A 20,444-nucleotide genomic window follows, 5' to 3' on the forward strand; every position below is an offset into this window, starting at 1 on the left:
GGGTTAAACACCAAGACACTAAGGAGGCACCAAGATCACCAAGGCGATCCTGCGTGCTGGCCCCTTCTTTGTGTCCTTGGTGCGGTCTTGGTGCCTTGGTGTTTAATCCGAACCGGCTGAAGGTCAGCCGATCGGGAATTCCTGGTCGAGCCACGCCTTGACCTGCCAGACGTGACGCCGCTGGCGGTCCTCCCAGGCGTGGGCATCCTGTTCGGTGTAGTCGTAGAAGCCGCGGCCGTTCGCGATCCCCCGGGCCCCTTCGGCGGCGAGGTCGGCAATCGGGCGAGGGACAGCTCCGTCCGCGGCGAGGGTTGGCAGGACCCGCTCCATGGCGCGGGCATAGAGCTCGGGGCCGCCGGTCAGGTCGATCCAGCGGAACGGGCCACAGGAGGCCGCCCACAGGCCGAGCGTGTTCCGCAGGCTGCGGTCGATCGTCTCGAAGTCCGCCACGCCGTCCGCGACGAGCTGCAGCGCCTCGCGGTACATCGCGTAGCCGACGCGGTTCACGATGAACCCCGGGATGTCCTTCCGGCAGACCGTCGGGTCTTTCCCGACCTGCCGGGCGAGCTGTTCGGTCTGGGCGATCGTGGCGTCGGTCGTCGCTTCGCCGCGGATGATTTCCAGGAACCGCGTCGCGTGTGCCGGCTCCGCCCAGTGCATGCCGATGAACCGCCCGGGGTGCTGCCGCGTCTGCTGCAGGACGCTGATCGGGATGGCGGAGGTGTTGCTGGCGATCACGGTCTCGGCGGTGACGGTCTTCTCGAGGGCGTCGAACACCGCCTGCTTCGTCGCCAGGTCTTCGGTGACGCTCTCGATAATGAACCGGCAGCCGGCGAGATCGCCGATCCGGGTCGTCTGCGTCAGTCGTTGTTTCCAGGACGCGTGGGCCTCGGCCGAGAGCTCGCGCTGGGCCGCGAGTTCATCGAGCATCCCGCCGATCAGCGGGAGCGCGGCGGCGTGTTCGTCGTCGCTGAGGGCGACGGCGATAACCGGGAACTCCTGCGCGAGCAGGCAGGCCACGATCCCCCGTCCCAGCAGTCCGACACCGATGACTCCGATGGGGGCTTCGCTCATGACACGGTCTCCGCGACGGGTGTCGGCGCGGGGGCCGGTTGGGCGGAGGTCGTCAGGGCGTCAGGAGACGGTTTCACCGGAGCCGGTGTCGCCCCTCCGCGGCGTCCGCCGAAGAGGGCGCTCGCCAGACAGCCGACCGAGATCCCGGCCACGAGGGCCGCGGGCATCATCCAGATGAAGCTGATGCCGAGGTTGAGGCCCAGATCCTCCGAGTACGCGATCGACACCGCCGTGGCGATGCTGGCGGTGAGTCCCAGCCAGGCGCCGATCGGGTTGGCCCACGGGACAAACAGGGCCAGGAAGAACAGGACGAAGATCGGGGCGGTCAACAGGTTGACCACCTTGAAGCACCGCTCGATCAGGTTCCCGGCAATGACGGTGCTGAGCAGGCTGAGGAGGACCGAGACCACTCCGACCCCCCAGGAGAGCCGCTTCATCCGCCGGACCGAGGCGCCGTCCGCCTGCGACATGCCGGCCATCCCGGAAAGGAAGTCCCGCTCCAGCACGGCACACGTCGAGTTGATCCCGGAGGACAGGCTCGACATCGCCGCCGAGAGGATCGCCGCCAGAACCAGTCCGGCCAGTCCGGCCGGCATCTGGGTCATGATGAACTTGGGGAACAGCTGGTCGCCGGCGGTCAGGACGGTCTTGCCCGCGGGCAGGTCGGCGGGGTGGGCCTGATAGAAGCCGAGGAGGGCGATCCCCGCCATCGCCAGGAGCGAGACGACGATCGCGTCGGTGGTCAGCGAGGTCGCCAGCGTCCGCCGGGCCGCCTTGGCATCGCGGGTCGAGAGGTACCGCTGGATCGCCATCTGGTCGGAGCCGTTTGTGCAGACATGCCACAGGAACGTCGAGAAGACAATGATCCCGAACGACAGCCGTGAGCTCGGATCAAAGCCCCAGTTCGGAGTCTGCCAGTTGGCGGGCCACGTCTTCGGCCACCACCCCTCGACCCCGCCCATCCGGTTTGAGACGACGAGGAGCGTCGCGACCGCGCCGGCCAGCATGGTGATCGACTGGACGGCGTCGGTGACGATGACCGCCCGGATCCCCCCTTCGGAGGAATAGATCACCGTGACGATCCCCAGGATGACGCACAGGACCGGCGTCCAGTTCGGCGAAAGACCGAGCAGGGGGATCAGCACGATATGGCTTGTGGCGTACAGGATCGTCGCCATCCAGCCCAGCCGCAGGAGCAGGAACGCTGCCGCCCCCGCCTTGCGGATCCCGTTCCCCAGCCGGGACTCCAGGATCTCGTACGCGCTCGTCACCGGCTGCCGCATCAGGAGCGGGATCAGGCCGTAGCCGACCGCCAGGTAGGTCAACGGGTGGGCCACGATCTGCGTCAGAAACATCGGCCCGTTGGCGATGACCTCGCCCGGCCAGGCGAGGTACGAGAGGGTGCTGACGAGGGTCGAAAAGAGCGACAACCCGACGACGATGGGGGACATCCGCCGCCCGCCGACGAGGTAGTCCTCCGCGGTCGTGTTCTGCCGGGCGTAGTACCAGCCGATCCCGAGCATCAGGAGGGCATAGGCCCCCAGAACTCCCCAATCCAGCCAGGACATGGTCGATCCCCCTCAGGGATGTGCGGTCGCCGATGGGTGTGAATAAATACTATTTATTTGTGTCTGTCGAGTCTGTGTCGGTCGAATTTTCGGAACAATCTCGATATTGTGGGCTTTTATGAGCTCTCTTCGAACGGTCTCGCAGGCCAACGAACTCGCGGACGCGATCCGGCAGCGGATCCAGGCGGAGCAGTTGGCCGAAGGGGCGCTGTTCATGACCGAGGGGCAGCTCGCTGAGGAATACGGCGCCTCCCGGACCGTCGTCCGCGAGGCGGTGAGCCGGCTGCAGGCGCTGGGGCTGCTGGAAGGGCGAAAGCGGAAGGGGCTGATCGTCCGGCACCCCGATCCGCTGCGTCTGCTCTCGAACAGCCTGCCATCGCTTGTCGGGTCGCAGGAGGACTGGCGGGAGCTGGCGATGCTCCGTTATGCCCTCGAGGTGGGGGCGATCGATCTCGCGATCCGGGCCGCCACCGACGAGCAGCTCGCGCGGCTGTCGCAGATCACCGATGACATGGAAGCGGCCCTGCGGGACGACACGGAGTCGGAGCGGACGGTGGCGCTGGACCTTGAGTTCCACGCTCTGATCCTGCAGATGACCGGCTCGCGGATGATCGCCGGGATGCAGCAGCTCCTGGTGCAGTTCTTCCAGATCGCCCCGCACGCCGAGAACACGCCGGCCTCGGCGGAGCGGATCATCTGGGAGCACCGCGAGTTGTGCAGTGCGATCCGCGACCGGGACGTTGAGCGGGCGCGGTCGATGATCCGGTTGCAGTTCCGTTCGACGTTGGGGGCGGTTGAAAGTCTGTCGCCGGAGTCGGGGGGAGCCGATCGAAACTAGTGGACCGAAGGCGGAGTCTGCGCGAACCATAGACGGGCAAAGAGTACGCCGTAGAGTCGGGTCCAGGGGCCACCCTGGTGGCGTGCAGGGGCCACCCCCTGCCCGCCGGAGGCTTTGGCCGTCGAAAGATGTCTGAAGGAGTTTGTGTCCAAACGCGGAAAACGTACCGGATGCCCCCTCACCTCACCCCGCCGGGATTGCAAAGCCAGCGAGGTGGTGTGGGGGAGTCCTCAACGCGGGCGACACAAAGGGGATGTCCGTTGTGTCCCACGGTTCCTCATGGAAAAGGCCTCCGGCGGCAAGGGGGTGAGACCCCCTTGACCCCAGTGGCCGAAGAACATTGGGTTTGAGCAATGAGAGCCCAGCCGGCAAGGACGCTTTCATCCACTAGCCCGAAGCGCCAGCGAGGGACGATGAGGGAAAATCCCTCGCTGGCACTGCTGGCTGGTGTGGGGGGAGTGGCCTGAAGAAGAGTGATGAGGACGGAGGGCCGCGCCGGCCGCCGTCCGGACATGGTCGCGAGTTGCCGTACCATTCGGAGACCGAAGATGTCTCAGTCTGTCCTGCTGGATCCCGCGGCGCGACGTCGCGTCGCCCCCGGCGTTCTTCGTGCGGCGGCCCGCCTGCTGGCGCTGGCCTCGCTCCTGTGGACCGCCGACCTGCGGGCCGGGTCCCCTCCTGCGGCCGCCGACTGGCCGCAGTTCCGAGGGCCGAACTGCTCCGGGATCTCGACCGATGCCCACGATCTGCCGGTCGAATTCTCGCTGGCGGAGAACGTCCGCTGGTCGGCGCCGGTCGGCGACGGGATCGGCGGGGCGGTCGTGGCTGCCGGCCGGCTGTTCGTCGCCGGGATGACCGGCAAGGAGCAGGTGAGCCTGTTCGCCTTCGAGGCCCGGACGGGAAAGCCGCTCTGGAAACGGGACTGGCCGACCGGCGAGCTCCCCGAGGTTCACGCCACGAACAGCCACGCCAGCTCGACCCCCGCGGCCGATGCCGAGCGGGTCTACTTCTACTTCACGACGCTCGGCCTGATCACGGTCGATGCCCGGACCGGCGCGGATGTCTGGAAGCAGCCGCTCCCCGAGCCGTTCTTCGTCTTCAAGTGGGGGGCCGGGATGTCCCCCATCCTCCACGGCGAGAAGGTGATCTTCTGCCAGGACGACGACCTCAGCCCATCGCTGCGGGCCTTCGATCGCCGCACCGGAAAGCCGCTCTGGACCGACGACCGGCTCGATCAGGCGGTGAACTACTCGCACCCGGTCATCAACACGGTCGACGGGAAGGACGAACTCGTCGTCGCCGGGACCGGGATGCTGTTGGGCTACGACCCCGAGACCGGCGAGCGGACCTGGAAGGCCCGGACGCTTCTGCGGAACATCAAGACGACTCCTGTGGCGCAGGACGGAGTCGTCTATGTCTCCGTCCAGAGCAGCGGGATCGCGAACCAGTGGATCGTCGCCATCGATCAGGCGACGACCGGCAACCGGGACGGCCAGGTCGACCGGGCGGAGATCCAGGCGTACGTCGGCGACAAGCCGATCCCGCCGGCGTTCCTCGACCGGGCCTTCGCGCGGGGGGATCTCAACAAGGACGGGTTCCTCAAGGGGGAGGAGCTTGACGTCGCCTTCATGGACCCGGAGAACTTCGCCGGCAAACGCCACACGGAACTCGGCGAGAGCGCCGCCGAGCAGTTCATCGTGGCGGTCCGCGGCGGCGGCCACGGGGATGTCACCGACTCGCAGGTCCTGTGGCGGCACGCCACGAAGCACACGGACCACGTCGTCTCACCGCTGTTCAGTCAGGGGCGGCTGATGCTCATGAAGTCGGGCGGGATCATGACGACGTTCCAGTGCACCGATGGAAAACCGCTCGGCGGACCGAAGCGGAAAGGGGGGGCGACGAACTACTTCGCCTCCCCGGTCGTCGGCGACGGGAAGATCTACATGGCGGGCGAGAACGGCAAGGTGACGGTCCTCAGCGATACCCCGGACTATGAGCAGCTCGCCGTGAACGACCTCGAAGAGGGAATCGTCGCCACACCGGCGATCCACGAGGACGCGCTGCTGTTCCGGACGCGGACGAAACTGATCTGCATCGGGAAGGGTTCAACCGGCCCCGCGAACTAAATGATTCAGAATCATTCGTGCTGAAGGCATCGCACCGCAGGCGAATCGCATCGGCGGGCGATCACCTGCGAGCTTCGATGTACCCCGAAGGGGTTTCGTCATAGAGCCCAGGGTTGCCCGCAACGCGGGCTACCCTGGGTTACGAGGTGCACGCTGCACCAACCCCATCGGGGTTGCGCCAAAACAGCGATGTTCTGGCGGAACCCCGTTGGGGTTCGACCATCTCATTCTCAAGACCCAGGGTAGCCGCTCCGCGGCAACCCTGGGCTATTGGGCGCAACCCCTTCGGGGTAGGCGTTTCTCGCCTCGTTGTGCCTGTTTGCTGCGCTTGGCTTTAGCGTTGGTCCGATTCAGCTTCGCTCGCCTTGTCTCCGCTCATCTGTGTTCATCCGTGTTGATCTGTGGCTCAATTCCTTCCGGGAAAGCGATGAAGGGCCACGGATGAACACAGATCAACACAGATGAGAGAGGAGGGCCGGCCGCCTCAGATTGCGTACTTCCGCACGACCTCTTCGCGGATAGTGAGCCCCAGGCCGGGGGCGTCGGAGACCTGGATGAAGCCCTCTTTGACCGTGATCGGCTCTTCGACGATCTCCGTCCGCCAGGGGTTCTCCGACTGGTCGTACTCGACCATCGGGGTGTCGGTCGGAAAGCCCCAGTGCGGGTCGGGGAGGAGGGAGACGAGGTGCGTTGTCGCGGCGATCAGGATGGCGCTTCCCCAGCAGTGGGGGATGCACGGGACGCCGGAGAGGGCGGCCATTTCGAAGATGAACAGGACTTCGCCGAAGCCGCCGCAGAGGCTGATGTCCGGCTGGATGATGTGGAATGCGCGGCGGTCGAGGAGTTCCTTCGCCGAGGCTCGTGAGTCGAGCCCTTCGCCTCCCGCGAGCGGCAACGGGAGCTTGGCCCGCAGCTCTTCGTAGCCGGCGTAGTGCGGCGCGACCTGCGGGAGCGGTTCCTCGAAGAATTCGAATTGGAGGTCGTGGAGGACTTCCCCCATCTGGAGCGCGGAGCCGAGCGTGTAGGCGGCGTTGCCGTCGACCATCAGCCGGACCTCGGGCCCGACGGCGTCGCGGACGGCGCGGGCCACCTTGGCCTCGCGGGCGACGGGGTAGCGGCCGAGCCTCATCTTGAGGGCCCGGTAGCCGGACTTGACCAGCGCCTCCGCCTCGCGGGGGTAGAGCGCTTCCGGTTCTTCCCCTTCGACATAATTCATCGCCGAGGCGTAGGCCGGAACGCGGTCCCGCAGCCGGCCGCCGTAGAGCATGTGAACTGGCAGGCCGAGGAGCTTGCCGCGGAGGTCCTGGAGGGCGATGTCGAGGCCGCCGACCGCCAGCGGGTTGCCGAAGTTCGCGCCCCAGAGCGTCCGCCACAGGAGGCGGTGCTCCAGGGGATTCTTGCCGATGAGCCGAGCGCCGAGCTGCTCGACCGCCTGCTTCGTGCCGCTGAGTCCCGCGGTCTCCCCCCAGCCGACGACGCCGGTGTCGGTCTCGATCCGGACCAGGAGGGTCGTCCGGGTCTTGTCGAGCGGGACCGAGACCGAGACGCCGAAGGGCCGCTTGAGGTCGGTCTTGAGGAGCAGGGCCTCCACTTTGGCGATCTTGACCGCGGGGGCCGGCGTGGCCTTGGTTTCCTGGGCGGCCGCGCGGCTGGTGGCGGCGAGCCCGGCGGCCAGCAGGGATGAGCCGAGAAAGGCCCGGCGGGTCGACGACTCCGGCATGGCAGGAACCTCCGAGAGAAGCAGCGGGACGTGGGCCGAGCGCGGTCTCCGGCGGCGTCGGTCCGCGCGGGGCGCCGACATCGGTGAGACGCCGCAGTCTATCAGATCGAGATCCTGACAGGTACGTAAGGATCGGACCTCTCGTCGTACGGAACCGGACCACCGCGACTCCCGTCAACTGCCGCCGCTTCATGGTCCCTTCAGTGCCGTCAACGGAATTCCAGTAAAACCCGGTCGATTCGGCTGATTCGCTGTTGTGAATTCGTCGCGAAGAGGTACTGTGTGGTTCGTACCTGTGTCGGACCACTTTCCCGTGCAGGCTGCGTTCGTCTGTCGCGGTTCGGGTTCACCGTGATGTCCATGGCTCTGCCAGATCTGAGCGTCGAAGGGGGGGAGGCGGCTCGTCCGAAGTACGAGCGGCTGAAGGCCCACCTCCTGACCGAGATGCGCGAAGGGCGTCTCCAGCCCGGTGTCGCCCTTCCGTCCGAGAAGCGGCTTGCCGAATCGCTGAACGTCGCCCGCAGCACCGTCCGGCAGGCGATGGCGGCCCTTGAGCAGGACGGTGTCGTCTCCCGCATCCACGGCAAGGGGACCTTCGTCCACGACCAGGCGTGGCAGCGGCTCAAGAGCGGGACCGGGCTCTACGCGCTCGTTGTTCCCGAGACCCAGTTCGGCTTCTATCCCGCGCTCCTCAAGAGCTTCGGCGGGTCGGCCGAGGCGGCCCACCACCAGGTCGTGGTGTGCAACACCGACAACGACATCGACAAGCAGGGGAACGCGATCCTCCAGCTCATCGACCATGAGGTCGACGGGGTGGCGATCGTTCCGACCACCGTCCCCACCACCCCCGCCTTCCAGATCCGCCAGCTCCAGAAGCACGGCATCCCGGTCGTCTTCTGCTCGCGGCGGGTCGACGGCATCCGGGCTCCGCTGCTCGCCATCCCGTTCGAGCAGGTCGGCCGGCTCGCGGGCGAGGCGGCCCGCGCGGCGGGACATCGGCGGGCGGCCTTCTTCGGCACGCACCGGGCCCGGTCGACCGTCGCCTACGAGGCGGGGTTCCGGCAGGCCCTGGCCGCGGACAATCCCGGGACGCGGCTTGAATCCTTCTGCGGCGAAGGGTCTTCGCCGGCGGTCGCCGACCACGAGGAGGAGTTCGCGGCGGGGCTCAAGCGGCTCATCATCGACCGCGACGACCCGCCGACGGTGATCTTCGCCGGCTTCGATTCCCTGGCGGAGCTCCTGTACCTGCAGCTCACGCAGGCGGGTTACCGCGTACCGGAAGACATCTCGATCATCAGCTTCGGCGGGACCCAGCGGGCTCACGCCGTCGCGCGGCGGCTGACGGCCGTCACCGTGGACGAAGTCGGCATGGGGCGGATGGCGGTCGACTACCTCGACCGGATGCGGCGGGGGACGCTCGCCGTCGAGTCCGAGGAGACGGTCGATCTCCCGCTCAGTCTCCACGCCGGCGCGACGCTCGGTCCGCCTCGCGGCGGCTGACGAAATCGGCGGGCGGTTCCCTGCGGTGCCGTCCCGTCTGCAACAGGTTCGCGGCGCGCTCCTCGCACAAGTCCGTTTCGGGTTTCCCGACAGGCCGTCTCAGGCCTCGTTTCGATTGTTCCCATCCATCCCGTTGTTGTCTCTGGGGTCTGTTCCCATGTCCCGGCTTTCCCGTTCGCGCGGCTTCACGCTCATTGAGCTCCTCGTGGTGATCGCGATCATCGCGGTCCTGGTGGCGATCCTGCTCCCCGCCGTTCAGCAGGCCCGGGAGGCGGCCCGCCGCAGCCAGTGCCAGAACAACATGAAGCAGATCGGCCTGGCGCTCCACAACTACCTGGAGACGCACTCCTGCTTCCCCCGCAGCGTCTGCTTCTCGAACGGACCGTCCGGCGGCTCGTGCACGACCGCCTTCAACGGCATGAGCTGGATGGTCCTGATCCTTCCCTACATGGACCAGAAGGCCCTCTACGACCAGGTCGATTTCAACAAGCCGATCAGCGACAACGCGGGCTCCCCTTCGAACCTCTCGATCGCCCGCAAGTCGATCCCGGCCTATACCTGTCCGAGCGATTCTTACGGCCCGATGAGCCGGACAACCGATCCGTACCTGTGGTCCAACTGGTGCTTCCCGCAGGCGACCTGTCCCCGCGACCAGCCGCTGGGAGTGGCGCACTACAAGGGGATCAACGGCTACGCCTTCGACATCCCGCTGACGACTTCCGCTTATCCGCACGGGATGTGGGACCGCCGCACCGGTCCGCCGCTCATGCCGCGGGACCTGGTGGATGGCATGAGCAACGTGATGGCGGTGGCCGAGGTCAGCCCCGAGTTCCATGCCTGGCCTTCGTGGGCGTCTTGGCACGTCGCGATGAGCACCGAGCGGGGGCCGAACTACACGGTCCGCGTCTACGGCGGCAAGCTCGGTGCGCGGACGGCGACGGAGCACGGCTACTCGGCGAACATCACGGCGAACAGCTTTCACGGCGGCGGCGTGAACGTCCTGATGGCGGACGGGAGCATCCAGTTCGTGAGCGAGAGCATCGACCTGCCGACCTATCAGCAGCTGGGGCATCCCCGCGACGCGCGGCCGCTGGGCGGGTTCGTTCCTTACTAGACCGCTTGACCTTTTCGATTCAGCCGTCCGCGGTCGGACGTGGGCCAGGTTCGACCCGGGCGGCGTTTCCTCTCCTGGATCCCGTTCAATCGGGATCCATCCTCCATCCCTTCGCCCCGCCATGCTTTCGTTCTGCCGGATGCCCGTTGCCGTCGCGCTCCTGACTGTCCCGTTCCTGGTGAGCGGATGTGGAAAGAAGCGGGATCCCCGTTTGCCGCAGACGGTGGGGGTGACGGGGAACGTGATCTATCGGGATGTTCCCCTGGAGAAGGGGACGATCACGTTTCATCCGCAGGGGGGGAAGGGGAACCCGGCGGATGGCCGGTTGGTGGAGGGAGGGTCTTTCTCACTGTCGACTTACTCGACGGGGGATGGAGCGGTGCTGGGTCAGCACAAGGTGACGATTCAGTTGCCGCCGCGTCTGGATGGGGAGCCGGCGGGTCCGATGGATACGGTGCCGGTGGAGTATACGTCGGTGGAGGAGACGCCGTTGTCGGCGGAGGTGACGGAGGGGGGGAAGAACCACTTTGAGTTCAAGGTGGTGGTGGAGAAGAAAAAGAAGAAGTGAGTGAGAGTCGCCCAGGGCACCGTGAGATCCGGGGTCCAGGGGGTCACCCCTGGTGGGGAGTGCAGAGGGGCAACGCCCCTTTGCCCGCCGGAGGCCCTCTCGTCGAGAGATGTCTGAAGGAGCGCGTGTCCAAGCGCGGACAGCGTGTCGGATGCCCCTTTACCAACCCGCGGGGATTCCGAGGCGAGCGGGGAGTCCTCAACGCGGGTGACACAAAGCGGACGTCCGTTGTGTCCCACGGTTCCTCATGGAAGTGCCTCCGGCGGCAAGGGGGCGAGGCCCCCTTGACCCCAGGCTGCCGTGGCACGTTGGGTTTGAGCTGTCAGCGCTGTGCTGGCTAGGACGCGGGGGGAGTTCGCACGACCTCCGCAATCGGCTTCCCCTCCGCAATCTTGAACGGACGACCGATATCGGAAACGTTCTGCCGCTTGGGGTCGATCCCCAACGCCCCGCACAACGTCGCCAGCAGATCCCCCACGCCAATCTTCCCCTCCTCCACCGTCATCCCGTCGGCACTCGTCCGCCCATAAGCCTGCCCGCCCCGGATCCCACCTCCCGCCAGAACCGCCGTCCACGCCCCGGGATAATGATCCCGCCCCCCGCCCCCATTGATCTGCGGCGTCCGGCCAAACTCTCCCATCCAAAGAATCGTCGTCGACTCCAGCAGCCCCCGGTCCGCCAGCTCCTCCATCAGCGAACCCCACCCGGCATCAAGCTCTGTGGAAAGCTGCTGGACCGCACTGAAGTTGTCATTGTGCGTGTCCCACCGCCCCGAGTCCCCGAGCGACACCTCCACGAACGACGCCCCCCGCTCGATCAACCGCCGCGCCAGAAGACACCCCTGGCCGAACGTCCCCGGCCCATACTTCTCCCGGACCGCCGCCGGCTCGTCCGACAGATCGAACACCTTCCCCGCATCGCTGCTCATCAGCCGGATCGCCCGCTCGAGCGTCGCATGGTGCGAGAGCAGCGGCCCCGTCGGCTTGACCCCCACCTGCTCCTCCTGCAGTGAACCGAGAAGATCAAGACGCTCCCGCGCGTTCTTCTTCGAAACCCCGCCGGGGAGACGAAGGTGATCCACTCCCAGCTCCGCAAACGGACCACTGTCGGCCGTCTGCAGCCGGGGCCGAACAGTCAGCGGGGCATAGCGGGGACCAAGGAACCCCGACTCGTATGCGGAGGAGTCGAACTCGAGGAACGGATTCACGCTGACATAGTCGGGCAGCGGAGAGCGGGCGGCTTCCTCGGCGGCGAGTTCCTTGGAGAGAAGCGAGCCGAGCGTGGGATAACGGATCTCCGCCTCAGGGCGGCGACCGGTCCGCATCAGGAACGTCCCGCGGCCGTGGTCCCCCTCGGCGGTGCTGAGACCGCGAAGGACGGCGAGATGCTCCGCCTGCTTCGCGAGCCGCGGCAGGTGCTCGCTGAACCGCAGACCGGGGGCGGAGGTCGCGATCTCCTTGAAGGTCCCGCCATTGGCGTGGCCGGGTTTCATGTCGAAGGTGTCGGTCTGCGATGGTCCGCCGGTCATCCACAGGAGGATGCACCGCCGCGGCTTCCCGGCTTCGGCCGCGGCTTTGGCAAGAGACGGAAGCCACGGAGCCATCCCGACGCCGGCGAACGTCGCCGCCAGCCCGGACAGAAACCGCCGCCGCCCGGCGGGAACACGCATCAGATCGGAGAAGGGATTCATGGCAGGACTCCCAACGGAATCGGGACTGGTTCCCTGGGCGTTGCCCCAGGCTGATTTGTTTGACGCCTCAGGCGTCCCTCAGTGACTGAAAACTGAGAACTTGACGACTGACAACTTCCCTACCTGTTCAGCACAAACTCGCTCGAATTGACGAGCCCCCACAAGAGGTCCGAGAGGGGCTGCGTTGCGTCGCCGTTCTGGGCGTGGGACTCGACCCACTCGCCGATCCTGGCCCGCTGCCGCGAGTCCGGGAGGCGGGTCAGGGTGGCGAGGTAGAGCGTGTCGATCCGGTCGTCGCGCGAGAGGAACGGACTGTCTTCGAGGGCCGCCACGAGGTCGCTGGACCAGGAACTCGTGAGCTCCGTCACGAGGGGGCCGTTCAGCATCGTCAGGGTCTGCGGGATCCCCCCCTGGAAGTCGGTCGGCTCGCGGGTCGGGGCTTCGATCTGCTTCAGGAACTCCAGCCGCTGTTCCAGCACGCGGCCATTGTCCGCGGCGGCAGGCTGGCGGCGGCCGGTCGCCTGGACGAGGCAGTCGTAGACCTGCTTGGCGGAAAGGCTCCGGACCGGCATCACGGCGTAATCGGCGAGCCGCTCCGGTTCTGCGTGAGGGGAACTGGCGAGCTGATAGACCTTCGTCCCCGCGAGGATCCGGAACATCCGCTGCAGGTCGAAATGGGACCGCGCGAAGTCCGCGGCCAGTAGATTCAGGACTTCGGGGTGCGAGGGGGGATTGTTCTCGTCAAGATTGTCGACCGGATGCACGAGGCCGCGGCCGAAGAGCAGGCTCCAGACCCGGTTCGCGGCGGCCCGCGCGAAGTAGGGATTTCCGTCGGCCGTCATCCAGTCGACGATCTGCTTGCGCCGCGGCTCCAGCTTCGCCGACCCCTTCTCTGTCTTGGACTCGGCCTCCATCTTGGCAGCGGCGACGCCGAGGAACCGCGGCGGAACCGTCTTCTTGGTGGTCGGGTTCCGGACCTCGCCGCTCGACGCGTCGGTCACGTCGGCCGCGCCCCCCATCTCGGAGGGGCCGCGGACCCGGGCGAAGAACGCCGCGTAGCCCCAGAAGTCGTCCTGCTTCCACTCCGTGAAGGGATGGTCGTGACACTCGGCGCAGCGGATCTGGACGCCGAGGAAGACCCGCGACGAACTGGCGGCGAGCTCCGACGGCTTGGAGTTGAGGGCCGCGAAGTAGAGCCCCTGCGGAGCATTGGCGAGCGGTCCCGACGTGAGCAGGATCTCGCGGACGAACTGGTCGTACGCGACCCCCTCGCGGAAGCGGGTCTGCATCCAGTTCTGGAACGCCAGCGACGTCGATTCGGGGATACTCCGGGGGAGCAGAATCTCCCGCCACTGGTTCGCCAGGTGTGTGGCGTGCCGGGGACGGGCGAGGAGTTCGTCAACCTTCCGGGCCCGCTTGTCGGGCCGCGGGTCGGCCAGGAAGGCGCGGACTTCGCCCACCTCGGGGATGATCCCGGTCAGGTCGAGCGAGAGCCGGCGGAGGAACGAGGCGTCGTCGGTCGGCGAGGCGGGCTCAACCCCCTGCTTCTGCCACGCCGCTTCGAAGATCCGGTCGATCTCCCGGCTCACCTCTTCGGGGGGCGGAACTGCCTCCTCGGCCGCGCGGCAAGGCGGCGCCGCGAGAGCCACGAGACCGAGGCCGAAGAGGAGCGTACGGAGGACCGGCGACGTCGGCCGATGGGCGAGCACGGCAAGTCTCATCGCATTTCTCCTTCCGCCGGCGCCAGGGCAGGGGGGGCGACGGGAGCGAGGGGATCGGCCGCAATGGCCTGGAACTTCTGGTCGGCCGCGATCGCTTCCACGAGGTCGAGCCAGCCGTTCCCGTCGAGGTCGAGCTGGCGGAACAGGTCGGCGTCGCCGAGGAACTCACCCGCGTCGAGGTCGCCGTCGTGGTTCCGGTCCGCCCGGACGAACCACGGCGGGCCCCCTTCGGGAAGGGACGTCCCTTCAGTGGCGAACGGCCCGCGCTGAAGGACGATCCGCGTCAGGGAGGGGAGGGCCTTGCGATCGATCGGGGCCGGGGAGGCAGGCTGCGATCCGAACAGCAGCGGGACGAGACGGGCCAGTTCGCGGGGGCTGAGGCGGTCGTCCAGGTTGGCGTCGCACAGGCCGGTCAGGTCGTTGCGGGGAGCGAAGAGGGTCAGCTTCAGTTGCGATGACTCAGCCGTCATCCACCGCGTGACATAGTCGGCGACGCAGGTGGTCAGCTCGTTTCGCGTCAGCGTGCCGTCGCCATCGTGGTCGGCGACGGGAAAGAGGTTCCGCAGCGGTTGCGGGAGGCTGGCGGCATCGCGGATCCCGCCGAGGTCTTCCTCGGCCGCGGCGTCGAACTGGCGGACGATCGCCTCCGCGAGATGCTCCTGCCGGCGAAACATCGACGGCACGAGGCGGAACTCGACGAGGTGCCCGCCGATCCGCAGATCGAGAGCGTCCGGCCCGGTCTCGACCTGCACGCGTCCCTCGCCTTCCGTCGGGAGCCGGTTGGCGACGATACGGACCGGCGAGGATCCGTTCACTGACTGTTCCGTGAGTTCGAACCGGAGGACGAGGTCTGCCGGAGGCGCGGCCGATGTTGTGGTGGCTGAGTCGGTCGAGGCGAGTGCGACCGTGAGGCCTTCCTGAGGTGCGGCGCGGCGGAGCGGTTCGGCCACGAACTCCTGTCCCGTAAAGCTTGCGCTCGGCTTGGTGAGCTCGTCTCCAGCCAGCACGCGGTCGCCGTCGCGGTCGAGCCCCCACAGGGCGGTGACGGCCACCGCCTCCTCCGCGGTCAGCCGGCTGTCGCGATCGGCATCGAGCCGGGAGAAGAGATCGTCGCGGCTTCCGCCGCTCTTGCGGCCGGCCGGAACGGTGGTCGAGACGAGCGGCCGGCCGAGGAACCGGAGGAGGTATCGGGACATCTCTTCCGGGGAGACCTTGCCATCCCGGTCGGCGTCCAGGACGAGGTAGTTGAAGGCGACGTGCTGCTCCGTGTCCCCCAGCCGCGGGATCAGTCCCCCCGGCGACGGGAACCGTTTGGCCTCGGCCCGCGAGAGGAACCCGTCGCCGTCTCCGTCGAGCTGCTGGAACAGGGCCGCGACCTGACCCTGTCGGGTCTGGCGGACGTGTTCCCGCCACGGGACTCCGTTCAGGACCGCTTCGACACGGACATGGATCGTGTCATTGCCGTCACGAATCGTGAGATCCGTGAGGTGAGCGTCGTCCTCTCCCGCCCCCGCCTTCCCGGTAGGAAGAGCGAACAGCGCGGCGACGATCGCGAGCAGAGAGAGCCGGGTGTTCATGGGAGGAGTTGTCAGTGGGTCGCTGAGTTGATGGTCGGCCGTTTTCTCCACACCCTGAAGGGGTGATACATTCCAGCCTGGGGCAACGCCCCAGGTTGGCGGCTGTCGTCCGTGAGCCCTGAAGGGGCGACACAATGTCGGGGTTGTTGCGCCCCTTCAGGGCTTGGGATCGGTCGCGCCGATCGTTCCTGGGGCGTTGCCCCAGGCTAGGTTGTTTGACGCCTTCGGCGTCCTTCCAAGGCAACTGAAAACTGACGACTGATCACTGAGAACTCACTGCATCTTTTTCAGCAGCTCCTTGATTTCCTGGATCTCATCCCGCAGTCCCTTGAGTTCCTGGACCGCCTGCTTCAGTTCCTGGATCTCCATTTCCATCTTCTGGTAGTCGACCGCCGGGACGTTGATAAACGTCGTCGTGGGGACCCCGCCTCCGACCAGGGTGGCGTAGGTGGAGCTCGCTTCGACCTCGGCGGCCCAGGCGGTCTGACCTTCGGCGTTTCGCAGGCCGACGGCGTCGATCTCGTTCCAGCCCGGCACGGAGACGGAGTCGATGTAGACCTTGATCCGCTTCGTCGGGAAGGCGAGCTTCACCGGGAAGACCGAGACGCCGCGGGGCTGGTCGCGGGGGGTGGGGTCTTCCCCTTCCCACGCGATATGCTCCGTTCCGTCCTCGTCGAAGGCGGTGATCTTGGTGACCGCTCCGGGGTTGTAGGTTTCGTGGATGACGATTTCCGTCGGTTGCTGCAAGGCAGCGTAGTTGCAGATCAACCACTCTTCCTGCCCGTCGACGGAGGCCGAGGCCCAGGCGGTGATGGCGTCCCCCGCCTGCGGCGTGTTCGGCTCGCCGGCGGCTTGGGCCGGGCCCCAGGAGGCGAGGTCCGGCGTTGTGGATGAGCCGGCCGGTTCGGCGAAGGTCGTGCTGGCGGTCGCGGCGACGGTCCAGTTGATCGTCCCGTCGGCGTCGGCGAGTCCGACGGCGTCGATCTCGTTCCAGCCGGGGAAGGCGACGGAGTCGAAGTAGAGCTTGATCCGCTTGACCGGCTTCTCGGGGTTTACCGGGATGATCGAGATCCCCTTCGGCTGGTCGCGGGGGGTGGGGTCTTCCCCTTCCCAGGCCAGGGTCTCTTCGTTCTTCTCGTCGAGGAACGTGATCTTGATCAGCGAGCCGGGGTTATAAGTCTCATGGACCCGGACCGTGGCGGCGGCGACCTCCTTGCCGAAGTCGCAGATCAGCCATTCCTCCTGGCCGTCCTGCGAGAGCGAGGCCCAGGCGGTGATCTGATCTCCGGCGATCGCGGTATCAGGGGCGCCGATCACCTGCTCGGGGCCCCAGTTCCGTTTGACGATCCGAGCGAGTTCCGTGAGCCGCTTGTCGATCTCGGTCGTGACCGCGGTGCGGTTGTTGAGGGCGGTCGCCTCCTGGGCGATCTGGCCGAGAGTCTTGTTCCCCGCGAGGTAGGCTTCGAACTCCCGGGGGGTCGGCTGCCGGCCGGTCAGGTCGATGAGGACCCGCCGGAGCATCGAGGCCTGGACCGACTCGATCGTCGTCGTGTCGGGAAGGGTCTGGGGCGTTGGCTGGGCGACGACCGCTGTGGGTTGTTCCGCGCCGGCGCCGTCGGGGAGGAGGAGCAGGCACCAGAGGGCGCCGCAGGGGAGGGCGGCGGCAATCTCGCGAGCGCGGGGACGGAACATCATCGACTCCTCACGGAAAAGGATCCGCCGGATGCGGAGCTGAAGGGGTTTTTGATTGAGCGAGATCCCGGCCAGGAGTGCCGGCTGGGGCGCGGACGCCAGGGCCAGGAGCGTAGCGGCGTAGTCGTGCGGGTCGTGGGTGACGGCCAGGACGAACTCGTCGCAGCAGTGCTCGCGGTCTTCGTCGAGCCAACGTGAGACGGTCCAGACGACGGGGTGGAACCAGAAGGCGGTCTCGAGCAGCCGCTGACAGAAGATGACGAGGAGATCCTGCCGGCGGATGTGTCCGAGTTCGTGGATCAGGACGTGGTCGATCTGCCGCGGGGACCATTCGGCGGCGGAGCGGGGGAGGAGGATCACGGGATGCAGCACGCCGATGGCGCAGGGGACGCGGACGCGGTCACTGAGAGTAACCCGGATCGTGTGCGAGAGCCGGAGAACGTCCTGCCAGTGCCGCGAGGCTTCGAGGATCGGGGCGGGTGTCTCGCCGGAATCACGGCGGCCCAGTCGGACCGTCCCCCACAGACCGCACAGAAGGGTGCCGGTCGACAGGAGAACGCCCCCCAGCCAGAGGAGGGAGATCGCGCTGAAGAACGCGGTTCGTCCGGGGGACATGACAGCGGACGGAGACGTCGTGGCTGCCAGCGTGACCGCGACCGCCGCGGCGCCGATCAGGCTGCCGAACGTCATGAGCGCGATCAGGTATCGCAGCTCCGGTCCGGCGGAGCGCATGGCGACCCGCAGCAGGGCTCCGGCCACGCCGACGAGCGTGCTGAGCCAGAGCATGTGCCACAACAGCAGGACAAGCAGCGGTCCTCCGGTGAGGGAAAACCCACCCGGCAAGACCCACGGAAAGAGCGACATCACTCTCACCTGCGCGGTTTGGGGGAGGATGAGCGACCCGAATGCTCATCCAGCAACTTCCTCAACTCTTCCACTTCCGCCGTGCTCAGCGGATGCGATTCCACCAGATGGGCCACCAGACGTTGGGCCGACCCGTCAAAGACTGTGTTCAGCAATCGGTCGAGCAATCCCTCGCCCGTGCTTCGCCGCGACAGGATCGCTTTCCAGCGACGGTCCGCGGTCCGCTCCACCTGACCCTTATCCGACATGATCTTCAGCATCGACGCGACGGTCGTGGCGGCCACCGGCCGGTCCTGCGACAGCGTTTCGCGAATTTCACTCAGTGAGGCATCCGTCCGGTCCCACAGGATCTGCAGGATCTCCATTTCCCGGTCGGTCGGATGTTGCCCACGGACGCGCGCCATCGGTCACCTCGACGGGCATTCTAATACTATAGAATTCGAACGCAAGAGCATTCAGTCCCGATTGTAGAGCGTCGAGTGTTGGGCGCGGAGCGTTTAGAGTAGGGCGCGAGAGGCCGATGACGTCGGGAGAGAGACATGAGGCGGATGCTGGCGCTGCTGGTGGTGCTGTCGCTCGGGAGTGGTTGGGGGCGGACGTTGTCAGCGGCCGAGGCTCCGGCGAAGCGGCCGAACATCCTGTTCATCCTCGTCGACGATCAGTCGCCGTTTGACCTGCGGCTCTACAACCCCCGCTCGACGCTGCGGACGCCGAACATCGACCGCTTGGCCGCCCGCGGCGTGGTGGTCGACGGGGCGTATCACATGGGCTCGTTCAGCGGGGCGGTCTGCATGCCGTCGCGGCACATGATCATGAGCGGACGGACCGTATGGCATCTGCCTCCCGCGCCGTTCGGGGCGAAGACTTCGCCGTCGCACCTGGAGCTCCAGACGATCCCGGCCGTCTTCAACCGCGCGGGCTATGCCACGATGCGGACCTGCAAGCAGGGGAACAGCTACGAGGCGGCCAACCGGCAGTTCACGGTCCGCCACGATGAGACGAAGCGGGAAGGGACCGTCGATGGGGGGAGCGCCTGGCACGCGGACCGCGTCCTCGACTACCTCCGCGACCGGCAGGCGGCGAAGGACGAGCGGCCGTTCCTGATCGACTTCGGCTTCTCCCACCCGCACGACACCCGTGACGGGACGCCTGAGCTCCTGGCCCGCTACGGCGCCGTGAACCACACCGATGAAAACGCACCTCCGCCGCTGCACCCGCACCAGCCATCGCTGCCGGTGAATTACCTGCCGCGCCATCCCTTCAACACGACCGACTCCGAAGTCCGGGACGAGATCGCGGTGAGCGGCGTCTGGCGGCGGCGGGACGAGGCGAGCGTCCGCAACGAGATCGGACGTCAGTACGCCTGCAGCGAGAACATCGACATTCAGATCGGTCGCGTTCTCGAGCGGCTCCAGGAGATGGGCGAACTCGACAACACCTACATCGTCTACACCGCCGACCACGGGATGTCGATCGGCCGGCATGGGCTGATGGGGAAGCAGAACCTCTACGAGCACACGTGGCGGGTTCCGTTCGTCGTCGCCGGGCCGGGGATTCCCGCCGGGCGGCGCGTGCAGGGGAATGTCTATCTGCTCGACGTTCTGGCGACGCTCTGCGACTTCGCGGGAATTGAGCCGCCGGAGACGAATGAAGGGCTGAGTATGCGGCCGGCCCTCGAAGGGCGTCAGCCGACGATCCGCGACGTTCTCTACGGGGCCTACAGCGGCGGGGCGAAGCCGGGGATTCGCTCCCTGAAGCACGGCGATTGGAAGCTCATTGAGTATGAAGCCGCCGATCGGGGCGTTCGGGAGACACAACTCTTTCAGCTTGAGTCGAATCCCGAAGAACTGCTCCCGCAGCACCGGGAGGCGGAGACCGTTCGGCTGGTCGGCTCGAGCCCGGAACCGCAGCAGACGAACTTGGCCGGCGATCCGCAGCATGCGGCGAAGCTGGAAGAAATGCGGGGATTGCTGCTGGCCGAGATGCGGCGGCTCAACGACCCGTATCGGTTTTCGAATCAGCCGGGGGATGATCTGCCGCCGGTCCCCGGGCCGCCGATGAGACGCGCGGCGGGCAAAGCGCGATGAGAAAGTCCCGGTAGGGACGACAGAAAATAGCCCCCCGTTTCAACGGGGGGGACAGGGAAGCGCCGTTGTCGAGTCCCGTCAGGGACGAAAGAGGCCCGGTCAACAACCAATCTTCGCGTCTTGCCGATCGGATTCTTTCGTCCCTGACGGGACTGCGCGATCGAGATGCGGGCCGCCAACCCACCCTTGAAAGGGTGGGCTATTTTCGGCCGTCCCTCCGGGACTTCCTGGTGTGAGAGCTCCTCTACACCGCACCGCTGGCTTTGCAATCGCCACGGGTTGGTGAGGGGGCATCCGGCACGGTG

The 20,444-nt window shown here is 66.9% G+C and carries 14 protein-coding genes; 6 read left to right on the forward strand and 8 right to left on the reverse strand.

Annotated features, from left to right (window positions below; genetic code table 11):
• Positions 1 to 123 precede the first annotated feature (123 nt).
• Positions 124 to 1,074 carry a 3-hydroxyacyl-CoA dehydrogenase family protein gene (locus VT03_RS23120; protein ID WP_075095190.1) on the reverse strand — a complete coding sequence of 317 codons (951 nt, stop codon included), beginning with the start codon at positions 1,072 to 1,074 and terminating at the stop codon, positions 124 to 126.
• Complete coding sequence (locus VT03_RS23125) at positions 1,071 to 2,642, reverse strand: sodium:solute symporter family transporter (protein ID WP_075095191.1); 1,572 nt, start codon at positions 2,640 to 2,642, stop codon at positions 1,071 to 1,073. The genes VT03_RS23120 and VT03_RS23125 overlap by 4 nt, the downstream gene beginning before the upstream one ends.
• 118 nt (positions 2,643 to 2,760) lie before the next feature.
• On the opposite strand from VT03_RS23125, the gene VT03_RS23130 reads away from it, so the two are divergent.
• Both VT03_RS23130 and VT03_RS23135 read left to right on the forward strand, forming a co-directional pair.
• Positions 2,761 to 3,480, forward strand: coding sequence for a FadR/GntR family transcriptional regulator (locus VT03_RS23130; RefSeq protein ID WP_075095192.1), 720 nt, complete (start codon positions 2,761 to 2,763; stop codon positions 3,478 to 3,480).
• 548 nt (positions 3,481 to 4,028) lie between these two features.
• A complete protein-coding gene (locus VT03_RS23135) occupies positions 4,029 to 5,606 on the forward strand; it encodes a PQQ-binding-like beta-propeller repeat protein (protein WP_082846457.1) in 1,578 nt (525 codons plus the stop codon).
• A gap of 484 nt (positions 5,607 to 6,090) precedes the next feature.
• Here the strand turns inward: VT03_RS23135 and VT03_RS23140 are convergent, their stop codons facing one another.
• Positions 6,091 to 7,326, reverse strand: coding sequence for a mandelate racemase/muconate lactonizing enzyme family protein (locus VT03_RS23140; protein WP_075095193.1), 1,236 nt, complete (start codon positions 7,324 to 7,326; stop codon positions 6,091 to 6,093).
• Between the two features lie 360 nt (positions 7,327 to 7,686).
• Here VT03_RS23140 and VT03_RS23145 point away from each other — a divergent pair, with 360 nt between their 5' ends.
• From VT03_RS23145 to VT03_RS23155, 3 genes are all read left to right on the forward strand, one after another.
• Positions 7,687 to 8,826: a GntR family transcriptional regulator gene (locus tag VT03_RS23145; protein WP_075095194.1), complete on the forward strand. Its 1,140-nt coding sequence runs from the start codon at positions 7,687 to 7,689 to the stop codon at positions 8,824 to 8,826.
• A gap of 157 nt (positions 8,827 to 8,983) precedes the next feature.
• Positions 8,984 to 9,940, forward strand: a complete 957-nt coding sequence (locus VT03_RS23150; RefSeq protein ID WP_075095195.1) for a DUF1559 domain-containing protein — start codon at positions 8,984 to 8,986, stop codon at positions 9,938 to 9,940.
• Positions 9,941 to 10,079: 139 nt separating this feature from the next.
• Entirely contained in the window at positions 10,080 to 10,508 is a 429-nt protein-coding gene (locus VT03_RS23155) for a hypothetical protein (protein ID WP_156514707.1), read from the forward strand.
• Positions 10,509 to 10,845: 337 nt separating this feature from the next.
• On the opposite strand, the gene VT03_RS23160 is transcribed toward VT03_RS23155, so the two are convergent.
• The 5 genes from VT03_RS23160 to VT03_RS23180 all read right to left on the reverse strand — a co-directional run bounded on the left by VT03_RS23160 (position 10,846) and on the right by VT03_RS23180 (position 18,456).
• Positions 10,846 to 12,198 (reverse strand): DUF1501 domain-containing protein, encoded by a 1,353-nt coding sequence (locus VT03_RS23160; RefSeq protein ID WP_075095197.1) that lies wholly within the window; start codon positions 12,196 to 12,198, stop codon positions 10,846 to 10,848.
• A gap of 119 nt (positions 12,199 to 12,317) precedes the next feature.
• Positions 12,318 to 13,919 carry a DUF1549 domain-containing protein gene (locus VT03_RS23165; protein ID WP_075095198.1) on the reverse strand — a complete coding sequence of 534 codons (1,602 nt, stop codon included), beginning with the start codon at positions 13,917 to 13,919 and terminating at the stop codon, positions 12,318 to 12,320.
• On the reverse strand, positions 13,916 to 15,496 hold the full coding sequence (locus VT03_RS23170; RefSeq protein ID WP_075095199.1) for a hypothetical protein: 1,581 nt from the start codon (positions 15,494 to 15,496) through the stop codon (positions 13,916 to 13,918). Before VT03_RS23170 ends, VT03_RS23165 begins: the two co-directional genes overlap by 4 nt.
• Positions 15,497 to 15,769: 273 nt before the next feature.
• A complete protein-coding gene (locus VT03_RS23175; protein WP_075095200.1) occupies positions 15,770 to 18,052 on the reverse strand; it encodes a M56 family metallopeptidase in 2,283 nt (760 codons plus the stop codon).
• 5 nt (positions 18,053 to 18,057) lie between these two features.
• Positions 18,058 to 18,456 (reverse strand): BlaI/MecI/CopY family transcriptional regulator, encoded by a 399-nt coding sequence (locus VT03_RS23180; RefSeq protein ID WP_075095201.1) that lies wholly within the window; start codon positions 18,454 to 18,456, stop codon positions 18,058 to 18,060.
• Between the two features lie 135 nt (positions 18,457 to 18,591).
• Here VT03_RS23180 and VT03_RS23185 point away from each other — a divergent pair, with 135 nt between their 5' ends.
• Entirely contained in the window at positions 18,592 to 20,139 is a 1,548-nt protein-coding gene (locus VT03_RS23185; protein ID WP_075095202.1) for a sulfatase-like hydrolase/transferase, read from the forward strand.
• Positions 20,140 to 20,444 lie beyond the last annotated feature (305 nt).

This window comes from Planctomyces sp. SH-PL14 (assembly GCF_001610835.1).
GTDB lineage: Bacteria > Planctomycetota > Planctomycetia > Planctomycetales > Planctomycetaceae > Planctomyces_A.

Bases quoted from the DNA above. Each gene is read 5' to 3' on its own strand.
- VT03_RS23120 (WP_075095190.1), bottom strand. From the start codon at position 1,074: ATGAGCGAAGCCCCCATCGGAGTCATCGGTGTCGGACTGCTGGGACGG.
- VT03_RS23125 (WP_075095191.1), bottom strand. From the start codon at position 2,642: ATGTCCTGGCTGGATTGGGGAGTTCTGGGGGCCTATGCCCTCCTGATG.
- VT03_RS23130 (WP_075095192.1), top strand. From the start codon at position 2,761: ATGAGCTCTCTTCGAACGGTCTCGCAGGCCAACGAACTCGCGGACGCG.
- VT03_RS23135 (WP_082846457.1), top strand. From the start codon at position 4,029: ATGTCTCAGTCTGTCCTGCTGGATCCCGCGGCGCGACGTCGCGTCGCC.
- VT03_RS23140 (WP_075095193.1), bottom strand. From the start codon at position 7,326: ATGCCGGAGTCGTCGACCCGCCGGGCCTTTCTCGGCTCATCCCTGCTG.
- VT03_RS23145 (WP_075095194.1), top strand. From the start codon at position 7,687: ATGGCTCTGCCAGATCTGAGCGTCGAAGGGGGGGAGGCGGCTCGTCCG.
- VT03_RS23150 (WP_075095195.1), top strand. From the start codon at position 8,984: ATGTCCCGGCTTTCCCGTTCGCGCGGCTTCACGCTCATTGAGCTCCTC.
- VT03_RS23155 (WP_156514707.1), top strand. From the start codon at position 10,080: ATGCCCGTTGCCGTCGCGCTCCTGACTGTCCCGTTCCTGGTGAGCGGA.
- VT03_RS23160 (WP_075095197.1), bottom strand. From the start codon at position 12,198: ATGAATCCCTTCTCCGATCTGATGCGTGTTCCCGCCGGGCGGCGGCGG.
- VT03_RS23165 (WP_075095198.1), bottom strand. From the start codon at position 13,919: ATGAGACTTGCCGTGCTCGCCCATCGGCCGACGTCGCCGGTCCTCCGT.
- VT03_RS23170 (WP_075095199.1), bottom strand. From the start codon at position 15,496: ATGAACACCCGGCTCTCTCTGCTCGCGATCGTCGCCGCGCTGTTCGCT.
- VT03_RS23175 (WP_075095200.1), bottom strand. From the start codon at position 18,052: ATGTCGCTCTTTCCGTGGGTCTTGCCGGGTGGGTTTTCCCTCACCGGA.
- VT03_RS23180 (WP_075095201.1), bottom strand. From the start codon at position 18,456: ATGGCGCGCGTCCGTGGGCAACATCCGACCGACCGGGAAATGGAGATC.
- VT03_RS23185 (WP_075095202.1), top strand. From the start codon at position 18,592: ATGAGGCGGATGCTGGCGCTGCTGGTGGTGCTGTCGCTCGGGAGTGGT.